This is a genomic window from Klebsiella indica (assembly GCF_005860775.1).
Taxonomy (GTDB): domain Bacteria; phylum Pseudomonadota; class Gammaproteobacteria; order Enterobacterales; family Enterobacteriaceae; genus Klebsiella; species Klebsiella indica.
Genome location: NZ_VCHQ01000003.1, coordinates 24,159 through 45,764 on the forward strand (window position 1 = coordinate 24,159; position 21,606 = coordinate 45,764).

A 21,606-nucleotide genomic window follows, 5' to 3' on the forward strand; every position below is an offset into this window, starting at 1 on the left:
TGGTTAAATTACGCCCTGCGTGTGCAGTTGCGCTAAGGTTGCGTCATCCATACCGAGAATGTCGCGCAAAACGGCATGCGTATGTTCCCCGAGCAGGGGAGGCAGTAACGCGGGTTCCCCGCTGGCGCCGCTCATCTTGACCGGTTGCGGGACAATCGCAATATTTCCGGCCTGGGGGTGTTCAACCTGTTTGACCAGTTGGCGTTGCCGGGCATAGTCGCTGGCGAGGATCTGATCCAGCCGGAGTACCGGGGAAGCCGGTACTCCGGCGATATCCAGTATGGCCTGCGCCTGGCTGATGGTTTTCGTCGCCAGCCAGCATTCGATGACTTCCCGTAATTCCTGCTGATGAGCCAGGCGCTGAGGATCGCTGGCGAAGCGGGTATCGTCCATTAATGCGGGGTATTCCATCGCTTCAGCAAGCTGGCGAAAGAGTTTATCGTTGGCGACGGCAATCACAATATATCCATCCTGTGCGCGATAGCTGTCCATTGGCGCGCTGATCGGATGAGCGTTACCCAGCCTGCCAGCAGCGGGTTGCCCGCCAATCCACTGGATTAATGACACCATTTGTAATGTAACCATGGTGTCAAGCATCGATACATCCAGGTGCTGGCCTTTACCGTTGATACCGCGCTGTAATAATGCCGCCAGCACTGCCCAACTGCCGTACAAACCGGCGACCACATCGCCGATGGCATCGCCTACGCGTGTCGGCTCGCCATCCGCCCAGCCGGTAACCTGCATGATGCCGCCAATTGCCTGAATAATATGATCATAGGCGGGTTTGTGCGCAAGCGGCCCTTGTTGGCCAAAACCGGAAATACTGACGTACACCAGCCGCGGGTTTATCGCCTGCAGCGTCGGGTAATCAATGCCAAGGCGCGCGGTAACGCCGGGGCGAAAGTTCTCGACCAGCACGTCGGCGCTGGCCACCAGTTGTTTCAGGATCGCCAGCCCCTGTGGGTTTTTCAGATTTAGCGTGACGCTTTTTTTGCCATGATTGAGTTGCATAAAGTAGCTGCTTTCGCCGCCAATATGCGGTGTGAAGTGGCGGGAATCATCACCACTGCCAGGCATCTCAATCTTGATCACTTCCGCGCCGAGATCGTTGAGTAGTGAAGCGCACCACGGTCCGGCCAGCACGCGGGATAAATCGAGCACCCGTATACCATGCAGCGCTTGTAATGCTTCAGTCATCGTGTTTCTCCTCAAACAGGGCGCGTAACTGGTGGCTCAGTACACCGCTGGCAATCAGATCGCGCACTGCGTGCATATCCGGATAGAGCGCGGTATCACGTTGGCGAAATTCCACTATCTGGCGAACCTGTGACAGCGTCAGTTCTGTCCCGACCGAGGCACGTAACGGCCGATGAAATTCAATGGCCTGGCAGGCGCACAGCAATTCAATGGCCACTATATCCCGCGCGTTTTCGACAGCTTTTACGGCCTTACGGGCGGATGAGACGCCCATACTGATATGATCCTCTTGTCCGGCGCAGGTAGAGACGGTATGTACGCTGGCAGGCGCGGCAAGACTGCGGTTATCCCCGGCCAGCGCGGCGGCGACATAGGGTGGGATCATCATGCCGGAATTCGGGCCGCTCGCGCCGATCAGGAAAGCGGGCAGACCGCTGAGATGCACGTTCGTAATACGGTCGGAACGTGCCTGTGAAGCGGTGCTGATTTGAGCAATGGAGACGGCCAGCGCATCCAGGGCGAGCGCCAGGGGGGCGCCATGGCCATTGCCCCCCGGGAGAACAACTAATTCATTGTTTTCAATTAAAAATACCGGGTTGTCGGTCACGGCGTTGAGTTCGGTGGTCACAATTTGTCGGCAGTGGGCCAGTTGATCGCGCACCGCGCCGTGGATTTGGGGAATGCAGCGCAGACTAAGCGCATCCTGTACTCTGTGATCGCGATAGTGCGTAAGGATTTCGCTGTCACGCAGCAGACAACGCAAAATACGCGCGGTTTCCTGTTGTCCATCATGCGGGCGCAGGGCGTGCAATCGGGCATCATAGCCGCGGGTATTGCCTTTCATGGCTTCCAGACACATCCCGCCAGCCATATCAGCCACCGGCAACAGTTGTTCAAAATCACCGATGGCCAGACAACCCAGGGCGGTAATTTCATAGGTTCCGCTGATTAACGCATGACCTTCACGAGGGCCCGGGGTATACGCAGCGATCCCCGCTCTGTCCAGTGCCTGACTGGACGGCAACAGTTGTCCCTGATACCAGCATTTTCCTTCACCGAACACCGACAGTCCGATATGGGCTGTGGCGATCAGATAACCCACCGAGCCGCCTGCGGGCGACCACGGGGTAACATGCTGGTTTAGCATCTGGCACATGCGGCGCGCCAGCTCGGCGCTGACGCCGCTATATCCCTGTAACAGGGATTTCAGCATCACCGCCATCAGGGCGCGGACCTCTCGCGCTGAAAGATCCGGTCCCATGCCGCAGGCATGGCTGCGCAGCATGTTCATTTGCATCTGACCAATTTGATCTGCGGATAGACGTTCGGTCACCAGGTCTCCCACACCTGTCGTCAGACCGTAAATCACCTTACCATCGGCAATCGCTTTGTGGATAAAACGGCTCACATTATCCATATGGGCCAGCGCGTCAGGCTCCAGTATAACTGGTGCTCCGTCGGCGATGCGTACCAGCTCTTCGATGGTGGTACGGGTTCTGCCTAATATCACGGCATCCCGTGGTTGTGCGGGAGAAGAGAGATGTGTCGTCATCAGCAAACCATTCCTTACTTACTTGTTAAGGCCGTGTTTCACCAGCCACTGATGCGCAACGTCATCAATGTTGGTGAATTCCGCGAGCTGTTCATTCATGGCGATCAGGTCTTTGGTGGTCAGTTGCGCCGAAATCTTATTCAACGTACTTTCGATTTCCGGGGTCAGCGTGTTGCTGGCGACAATCGGTACGATATTCTGCGCGGCAAATAAGTTTTTCGGATCGCCCAGCGCAACAAAGTGATCTTTCTGGATTTCTGGCGCGGTGGAGGTTAAATCAGCCACCTGAATCTGGTTGTTTTTCAGCGCGTTGATTGTCAGCGGTCCCGCGACATCCAGCACTTTAAAGCTTTTGAAATTCAGCCCGTACACATCACGCAGACCCGGAACGCCTTCATGACGTGTTTTCCACTCCGCGGGGCCGCCGAGCACCAGTTTGCCAGCGATCGGTTTCAGGTCATCAATCGTTTTCAGGTTGTATTTGTCCGCTGTTTTCCGGGTTACGACCAACACATCGCTGTCTTGCGCCATTGAGATATTAAGCATCTTCACGTTCTTCGGCAGTTTGCCCGCCAGCACTGTTGCCACATCTTCTGGGCTGTGGGCCTGGTTGCTGGCATCCAGGTAGCTCAGCAGCGCGCCGCTATATTCCGGGATAACGTTGATCGAACCATCCAGCAATGCCGGGATATAAACTTCACGGCTACCGATATTGAGTTTTTTCTCGACCGGAATATGTTTCGCTTCCAGCGCGCCAGCGTAAATCGTTGCCAGCAGTTGGCTCTCAGGGAAATCGGCCGATCCGATAATCACTTTTGTGCTCGTCGTGGGCGCTGCCCAGACAGAAGAGGCGACAGATAAGATGGCGGCACTGAACAGCGTCAAATAGCGTTTTTTGATATTCATCGTATTAACCTTCTGGAGTTAAAGGGCAGGACATCACATGTTTTTGGTGCGTCGGGAAAGTCCCGGCGAGACGATCATTTTCTCGGAAAGCGAGAAAATAAAATCAATGAGCAGAGCCAGCAGCGCGACAAGCACGGCGCCTGCGATCATCTGGGCAAAATCGTTTGCCGCCCGGCCATCAATAATCAACCGTCCCAGCCCGCCCAGCGAAACATAAGCGGCAATTGTGGCGGTTGAGATGATTTGCAGGGTGGCGCTACGAATACCTGAAATAATCAGCGGCGTGGCGCAGGGCAGTTCCACCTGCATTAACACCTGCAATGGCGTCAGGCCGATCCCGCTGGCCGCATCGTGGACGCTGGGATCAACAGAACGAATCCCGGCATGTACCCCCAATGCCACTGGCGGCAGCGCCAGCACCACCAGCACGACAATGCAGGGCAGCACGAAAGCCATATCCGATTCGAACCAGCTCGACATCAGGATCACCAGTAAAATAATCAGGCCAAACGAGGGCAGGGAACGTAACGCGTTTGTGGCGCCGATAAGCAGTGCTTCGCCTTTGCCTGTGTGGCCGGTGTAACAACCAACCGGGAAAGCGATAGCTATGGCAATAACCAGCGCCACTGCGCTATAGGCGATATGCTGTAACAGTAAAGGGATGATGCCGTCATCGCCGTACCAGTGGCTGAGATTGAAAAACCATTCAGACATACATCATCCTCTTTTCGGTTGCCAACGGCTTAACGCGCGGGTGCCCGCGACCACCAGGCAATCCAGTACAAACGCCAGCACAATACACAGCACGATGCCCGCGATGATTGGGGTAAGAAACTGCAGCTGGAATCCCTGGGTGAACAGTGAACCGAGCTGTGGAGTGCCAATCAGCGCGGCGACGGAGACAATACTGACGTTGGACACGACCGCAACGCGCATTCCTGAACCAATAACCGGTACGGCCAGCGGCAGATCGATCTGGAAAAACTGCTGTATCGGTTTGTAACCCAAAGCGCATGCCGATTGCCGGGTGTCGGTGGAGACGGAATCCAGACCGTCACAGACCGTGCGCACCAGGAGGGCGAAGCTATAAATAGTCAGCGCCACCACCACGTTTATCGGGTCGAGGATTTGTGTGTTTAATATGGCCGGTAGCAGCACAAACAGGGCCAGGGACGGAATGGTATAAAGTAAGCCAAAGAGATTGAGAATAACGCTTTTTGCTTTTGGCACGCTATATACCGCCCAGCCTGCGGGAATGGCCAACAACAGGCCAATCACAATCGGCGTAATGGATAAATAGCTGTGCCAGATCAACAAATTAAGAATATTTTCTCTTTGCCCCCACAACCAGTCAAATCTCATGATGCCTCCTGGGTCATTGACTTACAGGCATCCAGAACATGCTCCAGCGCCAGTGTTCCGACCGGCGCGTGCCGGGCGTCAACCACAACGGCGCGATGACAGGGCGAGCTCAAAGCCGAATCGAGCAATTGACGCAGCGTTCCCCCTTGCGGGAAGAAGGTGGCGCCAAGGTTGATGGTTTCCGGGGTAATCGCCCCAACCGGCTGATGGGTGTCAAACCAGCCGCAGGCTTTGCCATTATGGGTCACCAGCAGCCAGCGCTGAGGGGCGATATTGCACGCCTGAGCATGGGAGGCGCCCATTTCCACGGTAGGTTCCGGGCGGATACCGGACAGCGGGCCAGAGCTGTGGAAGCTCAGTTTGCGATAGCCGCGGTCGCGGCCAATAAAGTCAGCGACAAATTCACTTTGTGGCGCGTTGAGTAATTCCCCTGGGGTTGCCAGCTGTGCCAGTTTACCGCCGGGCTTGAGAACCGCGACCCGATCGCCCAGCTTCATGGCTTCATCAATATCGTGAGTGACCATGATAATGGTCTTACTCACTTCTTTCTGGATGCGCAGGAATTCTTCCTGTAATTGCTCACGGACTACCGGATCGACGGCGCTGAAAGGCTCGTCCATTAACATAAACTCGGGATCAGAAGCCAGCGCTCGCGCCACGCCGACACGTTGCTGCTGGCCGCCGGATAATTGCCACGGGTATCTTTTCGCCAGTTGCGGCGCCAGACCCACCACTTCCAGTAGTTCCGCGGCTCTGGCTCTGGCCTTACTTTTCGTCATGCCGTTAAGAATCGCGGTAGTGGCAATGTTATCGATGATATTTTTATGCGGGAACAGCCCGGCGTTTTGAATCACATAACCAATTCGCCGACGCAGGTGCACAACATCCATCTGAGCGGTGGTTTCACCATTGAGCAGGATGGTGCCGGAAGAGGGTTCAACCAGCCGGTTGATCATCCGTAGCGACGTGGTTTTCCCGCACCCGGATGGTCCCACCAGGACAGTAATTTTACCGCCTGGCGCAACCAGACTCAGACCGTCCACCACTACCGTGCCATCGTCGTAATGCTTGGTCACATTATTAAAAGTAATCATCGTCACGCCTTATGGTTTCTTCCTGCCGACAGGTAAAAACGGCAGTGTAAAGTCATTTATGTATATCCTTGTATGTACAACTAGCAAGCCCTGTGCCATTCACTCGGTTATCATTTTGTTAATTAATTAATTTGTTGAATAACAATAATTTTTTTATTTTTTGCTAAAAATAGAGAATGAATCCTCTACCATAAGCGGTATGAAATGCGCGCTATAGCTGTATTGTGATGTTAAATTTCTGTTTTATTGCACTAATATGGTGCTAATTATTGATTTATTTGCACTATATTGATGCTTTAATGGCGGATTATTACGGTGTTATATTATCCCTCTCATTCTTTATTTGTTTATCTAATTGTTTTTAATCAATAAAAAAATAAATCCCACTTTGGCATCATATGTGCTTATCATGTATATACAAGAGTATTGAAAAAGGCATTCGCGTTTTTCAGTGGACATCTTTCCTGATTCAATGAAGACAAAAGGTGAAGCGCATGAGCAGTGAATTTTCCCGTTATCGTGATGTTGAAATCAGAGCACCACGCGGTACCACATTGAATGCCAAAAGTTGGTTGACCGAGGCGCCATTGCGGATGTTGATGAACAACCTGGATCCCGAAGTCGCGGAAAATCCCAAAGAACTGGTGGTGTACGGTGGTATCGGGCGGGCTGCCCGCAATTGGGAGTGTTATGACAAGATCATTGAGACGTTGAAACAGCTCAATGATGATGAAACGCTGTTGATTCAGTCCGGTAAGCCTGCAGGCGTTTTCAGAACTCACACCAACGCACCGCGGGTGCTGATCGCCAACTCAAATCTGGTGCCGCACTGGGCAAACTGGGAGCACTTCAACGAACTGGACGCTAAAGGCCTGGCGATGTACGGGCAAATGACGGCAGGGTCGTGGATTTATATCGGCAGTCAGGGCATCGTTCAGGGGACGTATGAAACCTTTGTTGAAGCGGGACGTCAGCACTACAACGGCTCGTTGAGTGGCCGCTGGGTACTGACCGCCGGACTCGGCGGGATGGGCGGCGCACAGCCGCTGGCGGCAACCCTCGCGGGAGCCTGCTCGCTGAATATTGAGTGCCAGCAGTCACGTATCGATTTTCGTTTGCGTACTGGCTATGTGGATGAACAAGCCAGTGATATTGATGATGCTCTGGATCGCATCAAACGTTATACCGCTGCCGGGAAGGCGATCTCTGTCGCCCTGCATGGCAATGCGGCGGAAGTGTTACCCGAACTGGTGAAACGCGGCGTGCGTCCGGATATTGTCACTGACCAGACCAGCGCCCACGATCCGCTGAATGGCTATCTGCCCGCAGGCTGGCGCTGGGAAACCTATCGCGAGCGTGCAGTCACTGAACCGGCTGTGGTCATTCAGGCGGCAAAAGCCTCGATGGCTGAACATGTTAAAGCGATGCTCGCCTTCCAGCAGCAAGGCATTCCTGTTTTCGATTATGGGAATAATATTCGCCAGATGGCGAAAGAGATGGGCGTGAGCAATGCTTTTGATTTTCCGGGCTTTGTACCTGCTTATATTCGGCCTTTATTCTGCCGGGGCATCGGCCCGTTCCGCTGGGTGGCGCTCTCTGGCGACCCGCAAGATATTTATCGCACGGATGAAAAAGTCAAAGAGCTGATTGCCGATGATAGCCATCTGCATCGCTGGCTGGATATGGCGAAAGAACGCATCAGTTTCCAGGGGTTACCGGCGCGTATTTGCTGGGTTGGTCTGGGACAGCGCGCCCGTCTGGGGCTGGCGTTTAACGAAATGGTACGCAATGGTGACGTTTCCGCACCGATCGTTATCGGGCGCGATCACCTTGACTCTGGCTCCGTTGCCAGCCCTAACCGCGAAACTGAAGCGATGAAAGATGGTTCTGACGCCGTATCAGACTGGCCTCTGCTTAACGCGCTGTTGAACACCGCCAGCGGCGCGACCTGGGTTTCGCTGCACCACGGCGGCGGCGTGGGGATGGGGTTCTCTCAGCACTCCGGCGTGGTCATCGTCTGTGACGGCAGCGATGAAGCGGCAGAACGTATCGTTCGGGTTCTCAGCAATGATCCGGCCACTGGCGTAATGCGCCACGCGGATGCGGGTTACGACATCGCGATTGAATGTGCCCGAGAACAAGGGCTCAACCTGCCAATGATTACGGATTAATTTCCCCGGCGAAGGCGGCGGGCTATGCCGCCGTCTTCGCGCTGACCGGAGCGCAGCCATGAATAATAACAACACAACATACATCGAAACACGTTCTATTGAACCCATCCCCGATAGTGAACGCCACGGCAGTATTTTCAGCCAGTTCACCCTGTGGCTGGGGGCTAACCTGCAAATCACCGCAATGGTCACCGGTGCATTAACCATCGTATTCGGCGGGGATGTTTTCTGGTCGCTGGCGGGTCTGCTGCTGGGTCAGGTTGCCGGCGGGATTGTAATGGCATTACATGCCGCGCAGGGGCCGCAACTGGGGATACCGCAGATGATCAGCAGCCGGGTGCAGTTTGGGGTCTACGGCGCCTGTCTGCCAATTCTGCTGGTTTGCCTGATGTACCTGGGTTTTATCGCCACCGGCGCCGTGCTGTCCGGTCAGGCGATCTCGGCGGTGTTCCATACGTCGGAAACCGGCGGTATTCTGCTTTTTGCCGCCGCTACGCTGGTTATCGCTTATATCGGCTATCGCTTGATCCACCTGTTAGGTAAGCTGGCGAGTCTGGTGGGAATTATCGCGTTTATCTATTTGCTGTGTAAAATCAGCACCTCTTCGGCAATTGGCGACCTGCTGAGTATCCGACCTTTTAGCTGGAGCACGTTTTTGACCGCCACGGGTCTTGCTGCCTCCTGGCAGATCACTTTTGGTCCCTATGTCGCCGATTATTCTCGCTATCTGCCGCGAAGCACTTCGCCCGGAAAAGTATTTTGCGCTGTCGGAAGTGGGTCAGTGATTGGCGCGCAAATCGCCATGACCGTCGGGGTGCTGGCTGCCGCGCTCTCTCAGGGAAAGCTGGTCGGCCATAAAGTGGACTATATTGTTGGCCTGGGGGGTGTCGGCGTGATTGCCACGCTGCTGTATCTGAGTATCGCGTTTGGCAAATTGACCATTAATACCCTGAATGCCTACGGTAGCCTGATGTGTCTGGCGACGGTTTACAGCTGCGGGAAGCAGCGATCGCATGTGAGCCAGCGGGCGCGTCTGCTGGTGCTGGCAGTCATTATCGCCCTGGCGACCGGTGTCGCGATTGTGGGGCAGCACGCTTTCCTGCCGGCGTTTAAATCTTTCCTGTTATTCCTGCTGACCTTCTTTACGCCGTGGAGCGCGGTTAACCTGGTTGATTACTATTTCTTTAACCACCAGACAATAGATCTGGAGGCGCTGAATGATGCGAACGGGAAGTACCAGGCGTGGAACGCGACGGGAATTGGGGTTTATCTTTTTGGCGTGGCGGTACAGACACCATTTATTGATAGCGGGTTCTATTCCGGCCCGTTTGTGAAAATGCTTGGCGGTATTGATATCTCGTGGATAGTCGGGCTGGCGCTGCCCGCGACGCTCTACTACATCCTGCGCAAAGTTCAGTCCGCCCCGGCGGCGGCCGACACCGCCATCAGCCGTTAAGGAGAACGTTATGTATACTCTTTGGCACCATTGCCGTATTGCCACCATGGCTGGCGGTCATTATCAGTTGCTTGACGATGGCGCGATGCTGACGCATGACGCGGAGATTTTCTGGGTTGGCAATCGGGAAGATCGGCCTGATGTTCCCGTCGCGCAGCGGATTGATTTACAGGGGCGGGTGGTGACGCCGGGCATGGTCGATTGTCACAGTCATGCGGTCTTCGGCGGTAATCGGGCGCGGGAATTCGAAATGCGCCTCACCGGCGCAAGCTATGCGGAGATCGCCGCCGCTGGCGGGGGGATCGCCAGTACGGTGAATGCCACACGGCAAGCCAGTGAAAAGCAACTGTTTGACAGCGCACTGCCGCGTCTTAAAGCGCTGTGTCAGGATGGCGTAACGACCCTTGAGATCAAATCAGGCTATGGTCTGGATCTGGCTAACGAACGCAAAATGCTGCGGGTTATTCGCCAGTTAGGCGATGCTCTGCCGCTAACCCTGCGCAGCACCTGCCTGGCGGCCCATGCGGTGCCCGTAGAATATCAGGGGCGTGCGGATGCCTGGATTGACTATATCTGCGAGCAACTGCTGCCGGAGCTGCATCAGGAAGGGCTGGTGGATGCGGTGGACGCATTCTGCGAACACCTGGCATTTTCGCCATCCCAGGTGGAGCGGGTATTTCAGGCCTCCCGTCAGTTGGGCCTGCCGGTGAAGCTCCATGCCGAACAGCTATCACTGCAGCATGGCGCGGCGCTGGCTGCGCGTTACCAGGCGCTGTCGGCGGATCATCTGGAGTATTTATGTGAGGAAGATATTGCGGTGATGGCCCGTCAGGGTACGGTTGCTGTGCTGTTGCCTGGCGCCTATTACTTCCTGCGAGAGAAACAGTTACCGCCGGTAGCATTACTGCGCCAGTATCAGGTTCCTGTGGCCCTTGCCAGTGATTTAAATCCCGGAACCTCGCCAGTATTGTCTCTGCGTCTGATGATGAATATGGCCTGTACGCTGTTCCGTATGACGCCGGAAGAGGCGCTGGCCGGCGTCACGATAAATGGCGCGAAGGCGCTGGGGCTGGAGCGGAAGTGCGGATCTCTGGAAGCCGGAAAAGAGGCCAGTTTTGTGGTATGGGATATCGCCCATCCGTCGGAACTGAGTTACTGGCTGGGGGGCACGCTGACAAAACAGGTCATTTATCAAGGTAAGGAGGTATATCGTGATTAAGGCGTTTGATTTACGGCAGGGAAATCTGCCGTTACTGGTCAGTATGCCCCATGCGGGAACGTTGTTAACTCCCGAAGTCTCGCGCGGCCTCACCCCCCGAGCGCAGCGTCTGGAGGATACTGACTGGCATATTCCCTTGCTCTATCAGACCATCGCTGACATGGGGGCCAGCACCCTGTGCGCGCGCTATTCCCGCTATGTTGTGGATCTTAATCGCCCGGCGGATGACAAACCGCTTTACAGTACGGCGACAACGGGCCTGTTTACGGACATCTTTTTTGACGGCGAAGCGCTTTTTCATCCTGGCGATGAGCCGGATGAAGCGACGAAGGCCGCGATTCTGGAGAATGTCTGGCGGCCCTATCATCAGGCGCTCGCGGATGAACTGGCGCGGCTGCGGGAGAAATTCGGCTATGCGCTACTCTGGGACGCGCATTCGATCAAATCGGTCGTACCGCGTCTGTTTGAGGGACGTCTGCCGGATCTGAACTTCGGCACCGCTGATGGACTCAGCTGCGCTCTGCCGCTCAGCGACGCACTGCTGGCAAGCTGTGACCGTTTCCCGCACTACAGCAGGGTTCTCAATGGCCGCTTTAAAGGAGGGTATATCACCCGCCATTACGGCGATCCTGATAACCATATTCATGCGGTGCAACTGGAAATGGCGCAATGCTGCTATATGGATGAAGAGAGCTTTGCCTATATGCCCGAGAAAGCCGGGCAGATGCAGCGCGTGCTGGAAACCTTGCTTAATACAGCACTGCAGTGGGGACGAGAGCAGTATAAAGCGCGCTGAACGAGGAATACCGTTTCCGAGCGTTAACGTGCAGGCGCTGCGAGCAGCGGAGCGGTTCATCAATATCACCTGTATCTCATCAGTCGCGTGATGAGAACAACGTCTTCCCCGTCGTACCGATGGGGAAATCGCTTTTCGATGACATAACTCATGCAGTAAAACGCGCCGGAGCAGCGTGCAGGGGTAAGATATTAGCTGGCATTGACCAGCCCCGGAGATAACGCATCACGATTACAGCCAACCCATGGGCTGTTGCTACCTTACTCACCTTGACCATTAAAAGCGTCTGGAATGTCTTTGATTTCCCGCCAGTGTCTATTGAATACCCGATAAGTGGATGAAAACCCGTCTTTTCTGCTGCCTATTTTATAAATCGGTATTTTCGATGCATCTTTGTCATTGCCTGATATCTCTCCGTTACCTGGTAAATAACTATTTATTTTTCAGTAAATTAAAATAAAAGCATGTGGACTGAAAAGGCGAAGAACAGGGTCTATGCTTATAAAAAGGACAAAAATGAGACCTGTGGGGGGAATACCCCTTCTTTGAATGGGTTGAAGTGATAATCATTATCACTACCATAATGAGATGCCCTGAGGGCGTCAACCTATGAGGTAGAGCGATGGATTCACATGCAGGAACGTTTAACCCCGATGATTTTAGCTGGCGCGGCCTGACGATGACATCGTCGGCGGCGGCCCATATTTGCGATCTGATCCGCAAACAGCCAGATATGCGAGGGTTGCGTCTGAGCGTTAAAACCAGCGGCTGCGCCGGTTTTGGCTATGTTCTCGAATTAATCGCCGAACCGGCGAAAGATGACCTGTTGTTTGAGCGAGACGGCGCGAAGCTCTGGGCGCCGCTGCAGGCGATGCCGTTTATCGATGGCACCGAAATTGATTATGTCCGCGAGGGCTTAAATCACATCTTTAAATATCATAACCCGAAAGCGCAGCACGAATGCGGCTGCGGTGAGAGTTTTGGCGTTCAGGCGGAGTAACTATGTCTCGTAATACTGAAGCAACTGACGATGTCAAAACCTGGGGCGGCGGGCCACTCAACTATAAAGAAGGCTTTTTCACGCAGCTACAGACCGACGAGCTGGCGAAAGGCATAAATGAAGAGGTGGTTCGGGCGATTTCTGCACGCCGCAATGAACCGGAATGGATGCTGGCGTTTCGTCTTAATGCGTTTAAGGCCTGGCAGGCGATGGAAGAGCCGCACTGGTTAAAAGCGCACTATGACACGCTGAACTATCAGGATTACAGCTATTACTCCGCGCCTTCCTGTGGCAACTGCGACGACACCTGCGCCTCTGAACCGGGCGCCGTGCAGCAAACCGGCGCCAGCGCGTTCCTGACCAGTGAAGTGGAGGCGGCATTTAACCAGCTCGGCGTGCCGGTACGTGAGGGGCGGGAAGTGGCCGTTGACGCCATTTTTGACTCGGTCTCTGTGGCGACCACCTATCGCCAAAAACTGGCGGAGCAGGGGATTATTTTCTGCTCATTCGGCGAAGCAATCCACGATCATCCCGAGCTGGTAAAAAAATATCTTGGCACCGTGGTGCCCGGCAACGATAACTTCTTTGCCGCCCTTAACGCGGCCGTAGCGTCCGATGGCACCTTCATCTATGTGCCAAAAGGCGTGCGCTGTCCGATGGAGTTGTCGACCTACTTTCGTATCAACGCCGAAAAGACGGGTCAGTTCGAGCGCACGATCCTGGTCGCCGATGAAGGCAGCTACGTCAGCTACATCGAGGGCTGCTCGGCACCGGTACGCGACAGCTACCAGCTACACGCGGCGGTGGTCGAAGTCATTATTCATAAAGACGCCGAGGTGAAATACTCCACGGTGCAGAACTGGTTCCCCGGCGACAACAATACCGGCGGCATCCTTAACTTCGTCACCAAGCGTGCCCTGTGTGAAGGCGAAAACAGCAAAATGTCCTGGACTCAGTCGGAAACCGGCTCGGCGATCACCTGGAAATATCCGAGCTGTATTCTGCGTGGCGATAATTCAATCGGCGAATTCTTCTCAGTGGCGCTGACCAGCGGCCACCAGCAGGCGGATACCGGCACCAAGATGATCCATATCGGCAAAAACACCCGGTCGACGATTATCTCGAAGGGAATTTCGGCCGGTCACAGCCAGAACAGCTATCGCGGGCTGGTGAAAATCATGCCGACGGCAACCAACGCCCGTAACTTCACCCAATGCGACTCCATGTTGATTGGCCCGGACTGTGGGGCACATACCTTCCCGTACGTGGAATGTCGCAATAACAGCGCACAACTGGAGCATGAAGCCACCACGTCGCGCATCGGCGAAGACCAGCTGTTTTACTGCCTGCAGCGAGGGATCAGTGAAGATGATGCGATTTCAATGATCGTCAACGGATTCTGTAAGGACGTTTTCTCCGAACTGCCGCTGGAATTTGCCGTGGAAGCGCAAAAATTGCTGGCGATTAGTCTTGAACACAGCGTCGGTTAAAAGTCTGGTCCATCTGGCTATCTTAACTTGCCATTTTGGGCCTGGGCAGTGCTCGAAATCCTCAAGTACTTTGTGTACGTTCCGGTTTCTCCGCGCTGTCCGCACCCAAACTGGCTGCAACGATTACGCCAGATGAATCAGACATTCGAATTAAGGAATAGACATGTTAAGTATTAAAAACCTGCAGGTTGCCGTCGAAGAGAAAGCGATCCTGCGTGGACTCAACCTGGAGGTTCGCCCCGGCGAAGTGCATGCCATTATGGGGCCGAACGGTTCCGGGAAAAGTACGCTGTCCGCGACGCTCGCCGGACGTGAAGACTATGAAGTCACCGGCGGTAGCATTGCGTTTAATGGTAAGGATCTGCTGGAACTGGCCCCTGAAGATCGTGCGGGCGAAGGTATCTTTATGGCTTTCCAGTATCCGGTGGAAATTCCCGGCGTCAGCAATCAGTTTTTCCTGCAAACCGCGCTCAACGCCGTGCGCAGCTACCGCGGGCAGGAGCAGCTTGACCGTTTTGACTTCCAGGACCTGATGGAAGAGAAAATTAAACTGTTGAAAATGCCGGAGGATCTGCTGACCCGCTCGGTCAACGTTGGCTTCTCCGGCGGCGAGAAAAAACGTAACGATATCCTGCAGATGGCGGTGCTTGAGCCTGAACTGTGTATTCTGGATGAGTCAGACTCCGGGCTGGATATCGACGCGCTGAAGATTGTCTCTGAGGGCGTTAACTCCCTGCGCGATGGCAAGCGCGCGTTTATTATCGTCACCCACTATCAGCGCATTCTTGACTATATCAAGCCGGATTATGTCCACGTGCTGTACCAAGGGCGGATTGTGAAATCCGGCGATTTTACTCTGGTCAAACAACTGGAGGAGCAGGGTTATGGCTGGCTTACCGAACAGCAGTAACGCGCTGCAACAGTGGCATCATCTGTTTGAAGCTCAGAGCGAACGGCGCAGTCCGCAAGCGCATCAGCACCTGCAACAATTGTTACGGCTGGGCCTGCCAACGCGTAAGCAGGAAAACTGGAAATATACGCCGCTGGACGCCTTGTTTAACCAGACCTTTGTGACCGCCCCGCCGCAGGCGCTGACGATAAACCAGCGCGACGCGCTGGCGCTGGCTATTGATGCCTGGCGTCTGGTGTTTGTCGACGGTCAGTTCAGTGAAAATCTGAGTGACGATCTGGCGGCAAGCGGCTACGAAGTTAAGATTGACAACCAGCGTCAGTCGCTGCCGGATGCCCTCCAGCCGGAGGTCTTTCTCCATCTGACCGAAAGCCTGGCGCAGACGGTTACCCGCATCCGCGTCAAACGCAATCAGCGGCCGGAAAAACCACTGCTTATCATGCATCTCACGCGCGGTCTGGCGGGCGATGAGATGAATACCGTTCACTACCGCCACCATCTGGAACTGGAGAGCGGCGCAGAAGCGACCATTATCGAACACTATTTGAGCCTTAATGAGCAACGGCACTTTACCGGCGCACGGCTGACCATGACGGTGGCGGATAACGCCCACCTCCAGCATATCAAGCTGGCGTTTGAGAATGCGCAGAGCTACCACTTTGCCCATAACGATCTGGCGCTGGGGCGCGACGCCTCCGCTTTCAGCAGCAGTTTCCTGCTTGGCGGCGCGGTGCTGCGTCACAACACCAGCGCGCAACTGAATGGTGAAAACAGCAACCTGCGTATTAACTCGCTGGCGATGCCGGTGAATAACGAAGTCTGCGATAGCCGTACCTGGCTCGATCACAAAGTGGGGTACTGCAACAGCCGTCAGTTGCACAAAACCATCGTCAATGACAAAGGACGGGCGGTGTTCAATGGGCTGATTAATGTCGCGCAGCATGCGATTAAAACCGATGGTCAGATGACCAATAACAATCTGCTGCTCGGACGCTTGTCGGAAGTGGATACGAAACCGCAGCTGGAGATTTATGCCGATGATGTTAAGTGCAGCCACGGCGCGACCATTGGACGCATAGATGACGAACAGCTGTTTTACCTGCGTTCACGCGGCATTACGCAGCAGGCGGCGCAGCAGATGATTCTTTACGCCTTTGCCGCCGAGCTAACGGAAGCGATCGGCGATGAGGCGCTCAGGCAACAGATACTGGCGCGTATCGGCCAGCGTTTGCCAGGAGGTAAAGCATGACATTTTCTGTGGAACGGGTGCGCGCGGATTTTCCGGTACTGAATCGCGAGGTTAACGGCCAGACTCTGGCCTACCTTGATAGCGCCGCCAGCGCGCAGAAACCGGAAGCGGTAATCAACGCCGAGGCGGAATTTTATCGCCACGGCTATGCGGCGGTACATCGCGGTATTCATACCCTTAGCGCGGAAGCCACGGCGCGGATGGAACAGGTGCGCCAGCAGGCGGCGACCTTCCTTAATGCGCGATCGGCGGAAGAACTGGTGTTCGTTCGTGGCACCACAGAAGGGATTAACCTGGTGGCGAACAGCTGGGGTAACGCCAACGTTGGCGCGGGCGACAATATCATCGTCAGCGCCATGGAGCACCACGCCAATATCGTCCCGTGGCAGATGCTGTGCGCCAGAGTCGGCGCTGAACTGCGGGTGATACCGCTCAATCAGGACGGCACCTTGCAGCTGGATGCGATCCCCGGGCTGTTTGACGAGCGGACCCGCCTGCTGGCCATCACCCAGGTTTCCAACGTGCTGGGTACTGAAAACCCGATCGCCGCCTTGATTACGTTAGCCCATCAGCATGGGGCTAAAGTGCTGGTGGATGGTGCGCAGGCGGTGATGCATCACCCGGTGGATGTCCAGGCTCTGGCGTGTGATTTCTACGCGTTTTCCGCACACAAACTGTATGGCCCGACCGGGATTGGCGTGCTCTACGTTAAACAGGCGATATTACAGGATATGCCGCCGTGGGAGGGAGGCGGTTCGATGATCGCGACCGTCAGTCTGACGGAGGGCACCACATGGGCTAAAGCGCCGTGGCGTTTTGAGGCGGGGACGCCCAATACCGGCGGTATTATCGCTTTTGGGGCGGCGCTGGATTACGTCAGCGCGCTGGGGCTTACCCATATTGCGGAATATGAACAAACGCTGATGCGCTATGCCCTGCAGGCGCTGGCGAACGTGCCGGACCTGATCCTCTACGGTCCGCAACAGCGCCTGGGGGTGATAGCCTTTAATCTTGGCAAGCATCATGCCTACGATGTCGGCAGCTTCCTGGATAATTATGGTATTGCCGTCCGCACCGGCCACCATTGCGCCATGCCGTTGATGGCATTCTACGGGGTACCGGCTATGTGTCGGGCATCGCTGGCGATGTACAATACAATGGAAGAGGTGGATCGGCTGGTGACGGGGCTACAGCGGATCCACAAATTATTAAGCTAAAGGAAGCAACCATGGCGGCGTTACCGGACAGAGATAAACTGCTGCGCAACTTTAGCCGTTGCGCGAACTGGGAAGAGAAGTATCTCTATATTATTGAACTGGGCCAGCGTCTGGCGCCGCTTGGCCCGGAGGAACATATCGCACAGAACATCATCCAGGGCTGCCAGAGTCAGGTGTGGATCGTGATGACGCAGGATGAGAGCGGCGCCATTGTGCTTCGCGGCGACAGCGACGCGGCGATCGTCAAGGGGCTTATTGCGGTGGTGTTTATCCTTTATGACCGGATGACGGCTAAAGATATCACCGCGTTTGATGTGCGCCCGTGGTTTGAAAAAATGGCCCTGACACAGCATCTTACCCCCTCGCGATCGCAAGGGCTGGAAGCCATGATCCGCGCAATTCGCGCGAAAGCGGAAAATCTTAGCTAGAATAAAACAGTAGATATCATTCTGTTATGCGCGTCGGGAGAGGGGCTGTCGGCGTGTATAACAGGTTTGCGTTTTATCAGCAAAGAAGGAATCTGAGTATGAAACGCGCGTTTCTCATCACTACGGCTCTTCTGAGCGCCTTCAGTGCGTCACACGCGGCCTGGGCCGTTGATTATCCGCTTCCTCCCGCTAACAGCCGTCTAATCGGTGAGAACCAGACCTGGACGGTACAGGAGGGAGACCGTAATCTGCAGGCGATCGCCCGTCGTTTTGATACGGCGGCGATGCTGATCCTCGAAGCGAATAATACCATTGCGCCGGTGTATCCTGAGCCCGGCACCAGGGTACTGATTCCCTCGCAAATGCTGCTGCCCGACGTGCCGCGTGAGGGGATCGTCGTCAACCTCGCTGAACTGCGTCTTTACTACTTTCCACCGGGCATGAATCAGGTGCAGGTGTATCCGCTGGGCATTGGTCAGCAGGGGCTGGAAACGCCGGAGATGACGACCCGCATCGGGCAGAAAATCCCTAACCCGACCTGGACGCCGACGGCGGGTATTCGCGCGCGCTCTCTTGAGAAGGGCATTACCTTGCCGCCGGTAGTCCCTGCCGGGCCAAATAACCCGTTAGGGCGTTTTGCATTGCGTCTGGCGTACGGCAACGGCGAATATCTCATTCATGGCACTAATGCGCCGGACAGCGTCGGCTTGCGCGTCAGTTCCGGCTGCATGCGTATGAATGCGGCGGATATTCAGTCTCTGTTCAGTCAGGTGAGGAGCGGGACGCCGGTGCGGGTGATTAACCAGCCGGTGAAATTCGCCGTAGAGCCGGATGGTAAGCGCTATGTTGAAGTTCACAGGCCGCTGACGCCGGATGAGGGAAAGAACACCCAGACGATGGCCTATACGCTCTCTGCGTCGTTTCATCAGTTTGCTGACGATAAATCTGTCGATGAGGCGCGGCTGAAACGCGCGCTGAACAGACGGGCAGGTTATCCGGTGGTGGTATCGAGCGAGGGCAACGCGACATCGATGCTGTCTGTGCAAAACAGGCCGGATGATGGGGCGAAAAGAACCCAGTAAGCGGGTGATACAGAAATAAAAAATGGCGCACATTGTGCGCCATTTCTGTTACACAGGTACTATTACTTACGGTATTTAGTAGCCTGGTTGTCCAGACGCTGGTTAGCGCGAGCTGCGTCGTCTTTAGCAGCCTGAACGTCGGAACGCATTGCGTTCACGTCGTTGCTCAGCTGGTCAACTTTAGCGTTCAGAGTCTGAACGTCAGAAGACAGCTGATCGATTTTAGCGTTGCTGGAGCAACCAGCCAGCAGAGTAGAACCCAGGATTACTGCGCCCAGTACCAGTTTAGTACGATTCATTATTAATACCCTCTAGATTGAGTTAATCTCCATGTAGCGTTACAAGTATTACACAAACTTTTTTGTGATGAGAATATTTTTTTACTGGAACACACTTATTTTTGATCGTTCGCTCAAAGAAGCATCGAAATTTTCGCGAGAGGTGAAAAAGGCGAGTGAAAACAGCATGCTTCCATCGGATTCATCTTAGATAATCTCGCATTAAATAGTAAAATTCGATTTGCATTTTTATTAGCAGTGTCTAGTACTGGAATAAAAAAAGCGCCCCTAAGAGGCGCTTTTAAAGGTAAGGTTAATTAACCTGTAAATTATTACAGCACGTGCACGGATGCGGTATTGGTGGTGCCACTCGGAACTAATGCGCCGGAGACCATAACCACCACATCGCCTTTACGCGCCAGGCCACTTTGCAGCGCCAGTTCTTTGCCCTGAATATAGAACGCGTCAGTGGAAGAGATCTCTTTAACCAACTGAGCGACAACGCCTTTACTCAGTACCAGTTGACGGGCGGTGGTTTCGTTGGTGGTCAGGGCCAGGATGGTGGCATCCGGGAAGTATTTACGTACGGCGCGGGCGGATTTGCCCCCCTGGGTTGCCACGACAATCAGCGGCGCTTCCAGTTTTTCCGCCGTTTCGACGGCGCCGCGGCAAACCGCTTCGGTGATACGCAGCTTGCGGTTGTCGTTGTTGTACTCCAGACGGCTGGTCATGACGCGGTCGGTACGTTCACAGATGGTCGCCATGATGGTGACGGCTTCCAGCGGATATTTACCTTTTGCGGATTCACCGGACAGCATTACAGCATCGGTGCCGTCGAGGATAGCGTTCGCAACGTCGCCTGCTTCCGCGCGGGTCGGACGCGGGTTTTTGATCATGGAATCCAGCATCTGCGTCGCGGTGATAACCACTTTACGCGCGCGAATACATTTTTCGATCATCATCTTCTGGGCAAAAATAACTTCTTCAACCGGGATTTCAACGCCCAGGTCACCACGCGCGACCATAATGCCGTCAGAAGCCTCAAGGATTTCGTCGAAGTTATTCAGGCCTTCCTGGTTTTCAATCTTAGAGATGATCTGAATCCTTTCACCGCCATGGGCTTTCAGGTGCTCACGGATTTCCACCACGTCAGAACGTTTGCGGATAAAGGAGGCCGCGACGAAGTCAACGCCTTGTTCACAACCGAAGATCAGGTCCTGTTTGTCTTTTTCCGCCAGCGCTGGCAGCGCGATAGACACGCCAGGCAGGTTGACCCCTTTGTTTTCGCCAAGATCGCCGTTATTCAGCACCTTACAAACCACTTTGTTACCTTCGATCGCGGTGACTTCCATCCCGATCAGACCATCGTCCACCAGTACGGTGTTGCCGACGCTCAGGTCGCTGGTGAAGCCTTCATAGGTCACCGCAACGATTTCGTTATTACCCACAACGGATTTATCGGTGGTGAAGGTGAATGTCTGGCCGGCTTTCAGGGAGACATCGTTGCCGCCTTCCAGCTTAATCGTACGAATCTCTGGCCCTTTGGTATCCAACAGGATAGCGGCTTTTTTGCCGGTGTTGCTCATCACATTGCGCAGATTCTGGATGCGTTGCCCGTGTTCAGCGTAGTCACCGTGGGAGAAGTTGAGACGCATAACGTTCATGCCTGCGTCCAGCATTTTGGTCAGCATCTCTTCAGATTCAGTTTTCGGACCGATGGTACAAACAATTTTGGTCTTTTTCATGACAGTTCAATCTTTAAGTTGTGAAGGATAAGGATGGAGGAATCTCACTCCGCGGGCGAACTGCCACAGAGTTAAACCGGGTTTACGAAAGTTGCGATGCCACGCTCTAAGGATAGGCGACAACATAAGAGCGTGCAGAAGAATGTGTGCTGGCGGTTCAGCCCATGAAAAGAGGCGATTTGTTATGCGTTGAGTTATGCAATCCAATGCGCTGAAACCATTCAATAAGTATTTGTCGGCATTATACGTTGCCCAAAGCAAAAAGAAAATGAAAACCATGTTTCATTTCTATAGTCATATACTTAACAATATGCAAACTAATTTAATGAATATTCGCAACACATTTTTTCAGTGACTGATAACATAAATGGTGTGGAAAACGAGGTTTATTCACAAGTTTCACTGAAAAAATCGCTCTCTGACCCACAAATACCACGCTGGTTTGATTTTG

Annotated in this window: 20 protein-coding genes; 11 read left to right on the plus strand and 9 right to left on the minus strand. The window is 54.4% G+C overall.

Going from position 1 to position 21,606, the window contains the following annotated elements; genetic code table 11:
• Nucleotides 1-3: 3 nt before the first annotated feature.
• Genes FE839_RS02210 through FE839_RS02235 form a run of 6 tightly spaced genes read right to left on the minus strand, consistent with a single transcriptional unit; the run spans nt 4 to nt 6,114 of the window.
• Complete coding sequence (locus tag FE839_RS02210) at nt 4-1,200, minus strand: CaiB/BaiF CoA transferase family protein (RefSeq protein WP_138358701.1); 1,197 nt, start codon at nt 1,198-1,200, stop codon at nt 4-6.
• Nucleotides 1,193-2,752 carry an HAL/PAL/TAL family ammonia-lyase gene (locus FE839_RS02215; RefSeq protein ID WP_138358703.1) on the minus strand — a complete coding sequence of 520 codons (1,560 nt, stop codon included), beginning with the start codon at nt 2,750-2,752 and terminating at the stop codon, nt 1,193-1,195. The genes FE839_RS02210 and FE839_RS02215 overlap by 8 nt, the downstream gene beginning before the upstream one ends.
• A gap of 18 nt (nt 2,753-2,770) precedes the next feature.
• The gene (locus FE839_RS02220; protein ID WP_138358705.1) at nt 2,771-3,658 is read right to left on the minus strand and encodes an ABC transporter substrate-binding protein; all 888 of its coding nucleotides are present in this window, start codon (nt 3,656-3,658) and stop codon (nt 2,771-2,773) included.
• Nucleotides 3,659-3,691: 33 nt separating this feature from the next.
• Entirely contained in the window at nt 3,692-4,372 is a 681-nt protein-coding gene (locus tag FE839_RS02225; protein ID WP_138358707.1) for an ABC transporter permease, read from the minus strand.
• Between the two features lie 3 nt (nt 4,373-4,375).
• A complete protein-coding gene (locus FE839_RS02230; protein ID WP_138358709.1) occupies nt 4,376-5,020 on the minus strand; it encodes an ABC transporter permease in 645 nt (214 codons plus the stop codon).
• Nucleotides 5,017-6,114, minus strand: coding sequence for an ABC transporter ATP-binding protein (locus tag FE839_RS02235; protein WP_138358711.1), 1,098 nt, complete (start codon nt 6,112-6,114; stop codon nt 5,017-5,019). Before FE839_RS02235 ends, FE839_RS02230 begins: the two co-directional genes overlap by 4 nt.
• 494 nt (nt 6,115-6,608) lie before the next feature.
• On the opposite strand from FE839_RS02235, the gene hutU reads away from it, so the two are divergent.
• The 11 genes from hutU (at nt 6,609) to ldtE (ending at nt 19,132) form a co-directional block, all read left to right on the plus strand.
• On the plus strand, nt 6,609-8,285 hold the full coding sequence (gene hutU / locus FE839_RS24805; RefSeq protein ID WP_138358713.1) for a urocanate hydratase: 1,677 nt from the start codon (nt 6,609-6,611) through the stop codon (nt 8,283-8,285).
• 58 nt (nt 8,286-8,343) lie between these two features.
• On the plus strand, nt 8,344-9,741 hold the full coding sequence (locus FE839_RS02245; protein ID WP_138358715.1) for a purine-cytosine permease family protein: 1,398 nt from the start codon (nt 8,344-8,346) through the stop codon (nt 9,739-9,741).
• Nucleotides 9,742-9,751: 10 nt separating this feature from the next.
• Entirely contained in the window at nt 9,752-10,960 is a 1,209-nt protein-coding gene (gene hutI / locus FE839_RS02250; RefSeq protein ID WP_138358717.1) for an imidazolonepropionase, read from the plus strand.
• Nucleotides 10,953-11,756: an N-formylglutamate deformylase gene (gene hutG / locus FE839_RS02255; RefSeq protein WP_138358719.1), complete on the plus strand. Its 804-nt coding sequence runs from the start codon at nt 10,953-10,955 to the stop codon at nt 11,754-11,756. Before hutI ends, hutG begins: the two co-directional genes overlap by 8 nt.
• 622 nt (nt 11,757-12,378) lie before the next feature.
• Entirely contained in the window at nt 12,379-12,756 is a 378-nt protein-coding gene (gene sufA, locus FE839_RS02260; protein WP_138358721.1) for a Fe-S cluster assembly scaffold SufA, read from the plus strand.
• A gap of 2 nt (nt 12,757-12,758) precedes the next feature.
• The gene (sufB, locus tag FE839_RS02265; RefSeq protein WP_138358723.1) at nt 12,759-14,246 is read left to right on the plus strand and encodes a Fe-S cluster assembly protein SufB; all 1,488 of its coding nucleotides are present in this window, start codon (nt 12,759-12,761) and stop codon (nt 14,244-14,246) included.
• 163 nt (nt 14,247-14,409) lie between these two features.
• Nucleotides 14,410-15,156: a Fe-S cluster assembly ATPase SufC gene (gene sufC, locus FE839_RS02270; RefSeq protein ID WP_138358725.1), complete on the plus strand. Its 747-nt coding sequence runs from the start codon at nt 14,410-14,412 to the stop codon at nt 15,154-15,156.
• Nucleotides 15,131-16,405, plus strand: coding sequence for a Fe-S cluster assembly protein SufD (sufD, locus tag FE839_RS02275; protein WP_138358727.1), 1,275 nt, complete (start codon nt 15,131-15,133; stop codon nt 16,403-16,405). The genes sufC and sufD overlap by 26 nt, the downstream gene beginning before the upstream one ends.
• Nucleotides 16,402-17,622 carry a cysteine desulfurase SufS gene (sufS, locus tag FE839_RS02280; protein WP_138358729.1) on the plus strand — a complete coding sequence of 407 codons (1,221 nt, stop codon included), beginning with the start codon at nt 16,402-16,404 and terminating at the stop codon, nt 17,620-17,622. Before sufD ends, sufS begins: the two co-directional genes overlap by 4 nt.
• An 11-nt stretch (nt 17,623-17,633) precedes the next feature.
• Complete coding sequence (gene sufE, locus FE839_RS02285) at nt 17,634-18,050, plus strand: cysteine desulfuration protein SufE (protein ID WP_138358731.1); 417 nt, start codon at nt 17,634-17,636, stop codon at nt 18,048-18,050.
• Between the two features lie 98 nt (nt 18,051-18,148).
• Entirely contained in the window at nt 18,149-19,132 is a 984-nt protein-coding gene (gene ldtE, locus FE839_RS02290; RefSeq protein WP_138358733.1) for a L,D-transpeptidase LdtE, read from the plus strand.
• Nucleotides 19,133-19,194: 62 nt separating this feature from the next.
• Here the strand turns inward: ldtE and lpp are convergent, their stop codons facing one another.
• The 3 genes from lpp to ynhH all read right to left on the minus strand — a co-directional run bounded on the left by lpp (nt 19,195) and on the right by ynhH (nt 21,434).
• On the minus strand, nt 19,195-19,431 hold the full coding sequence (gene lpp / locus FE839_RS02295; RefSeq protein WP_001082307.1) for a murein lipoprotein Lpp: 237 nt from the start codon (nt 19,429-19,431) through the stop codon (nt 19,195-19,197).
• 311 nt (nt 19,432-19,742) lie between these two features.
• The gene (pykF, locus tag FE839_RS02300) at nt 19,743-21,155 is read right to left on the minus strand and encodes a pyruvate kinase PykF (RefSeq protein WP_138358735.1); all 1,413 of its coding nucleotides are present in this window, start codon (nt 21,153-21,155) and stop codon (nt 19,743-19,745) included.
• A gap of 6 nt (nt 21,156-21,161) precedes the next feature.
• A complete protein-coding gene (gene ynhH, locus FE839_RS25070; RefSeq protein ID WP_421807841.1) occupies nt 21,162-21,434 on the minus strand; it encodes a protein YnhH in 273 nt (90 codons plus the stop codon).
• Nucleotides 21,435-21,606: the final 172 nt, after the last annotated feature.

Excerpts from the sequence above, each read along its gene's own strand:
- pykF (WP_138358735.1), bottom strand. The coding sequence starts at position 21,155 with ATGAAAAAGACCAAAATTGTTTGTACCATCGGTCCGAAAACTGAATCT.
- ynhH (WP_421807841.1), bottom strand. The coding sequence starts at position 21,434 with ATGGTTTTCATTTTCTTTTTGCTTTGGGCAACGTATAATGCCGACAAA.
- sufS (WP_138358729.1), top strand. The coding sequence starts at position 16,402 with ATGACATTTTCTGTGGAACGGGTGCGCGCGGATTTTCCGGTACTGAAT.
- ldtE (WP_138358733.1), top strand. The coding sequence starts at position 18,149 with ATGAAACGCGCGTTTCTCATCACTACGGCTCTTCTGAGCGCCTTCAGT.
- sufB (WP_138358723.1), top strand. The coding sequence starts at position 12,759 with ATGTCTCGTAATACTGAAGCAACTGACGATGTCAAAACCTGGGGCGGC.
- FE839_RS02210 (WP_138358701.1), bottom strand. The coding sequence starts at position 1,200 with ATGACTGAAGCATTACAAGCGCTGCATGGTATACGGGTGCTCGATTTA.
- hutI (WP_138358717.1), top strand. The coding sequence starts at position 9,752 with ATGTATACTCTTTGGCACCATTGCCGTATTGCCACCATGGCTGGCGGT.
- FE839_RS02215 (WP_138358703.1), bottom strand. The coding sequence starts at position 2,752 with ATGACGACACATCTCTCTTCTCCCGCACAACCACGGGATGCCGTGATA.
- FE839_RS02220 (WP_138358705.1), bottom strand. The coding sequence starts at position 3,658 with ATGAATATCAAAAAACGCTATTTGACGCTGTTCAGTGCCGCCATCTTA.
- FE839_RS02230 (WP_138358709.1), bottom strand. The coding sequence starts at position 5,020 with ATGAGATTTGACTGGTTGTGGGGGCAAAGAGAAAATATTCTTAATTTG.
- sufD (WP_138358727.1), top strand. The coding sequence starts at position 15,131 with ATGGCTGGCTTACCGAACAGCAGTAACGCGCTGCAACAGTGGCATCAT.
- FE839_RS02235 (WP_138358711.1), bottom strand. The coding sequence starts at position 6,114 with ATGATTACTTTTAATAATGTGACCAAGCATTACGACGATGGCACGGTA.
- sufA (WP_138358721.1), top strand. The coding sequence starts at position 12,379 with ATGGATTCACATGCAGGAACGTTTAACCCCGATGATTTTAGCTGGCGC.
- hutU (WP_138358713.1), top strand. The coding sequence starts at position 6,609 with ATGAGCAGTGAATTTTCCCGTTATCGTGATGTTGAAATCAGAGCACCA.
- FE839_RS02225 (WP_138358707.1), bottom strand. The coding sequence starts at position 4,372 with ATGTCTGAATGGTTTTTCAATCTCAGCCACTGGTACGGCGATGACGGC.
- lpp (WP_001082307.1), bottom strand. The coding sequence starts at position 19,431 with ATGAATCGTACTAAACTGGTACTGGGCGCAGTAATCCTGGGTTCTACT.
- FE839_RS02245 (WP_138358715.1), top strand. The coding sequence starts at position 8,344 with ATGAATAATAACAACACAACATACATCGAAACACGTTCTATTGAACCC.
- sufC (WP_138358725.1), top strand. The coding sequence starts at position 14,410 with ATGTTAAGTATTAAAAACCTGCAGGTTGCCGTCGAAGAGAAAGCGATC.
- sufE (WP_138358731.1), top strand. The coding sequence starts at position 17,634 with ATGGCGGCGTTACCGGACAGAGATAAACTGCTGCGCAACTTTAGCCGT.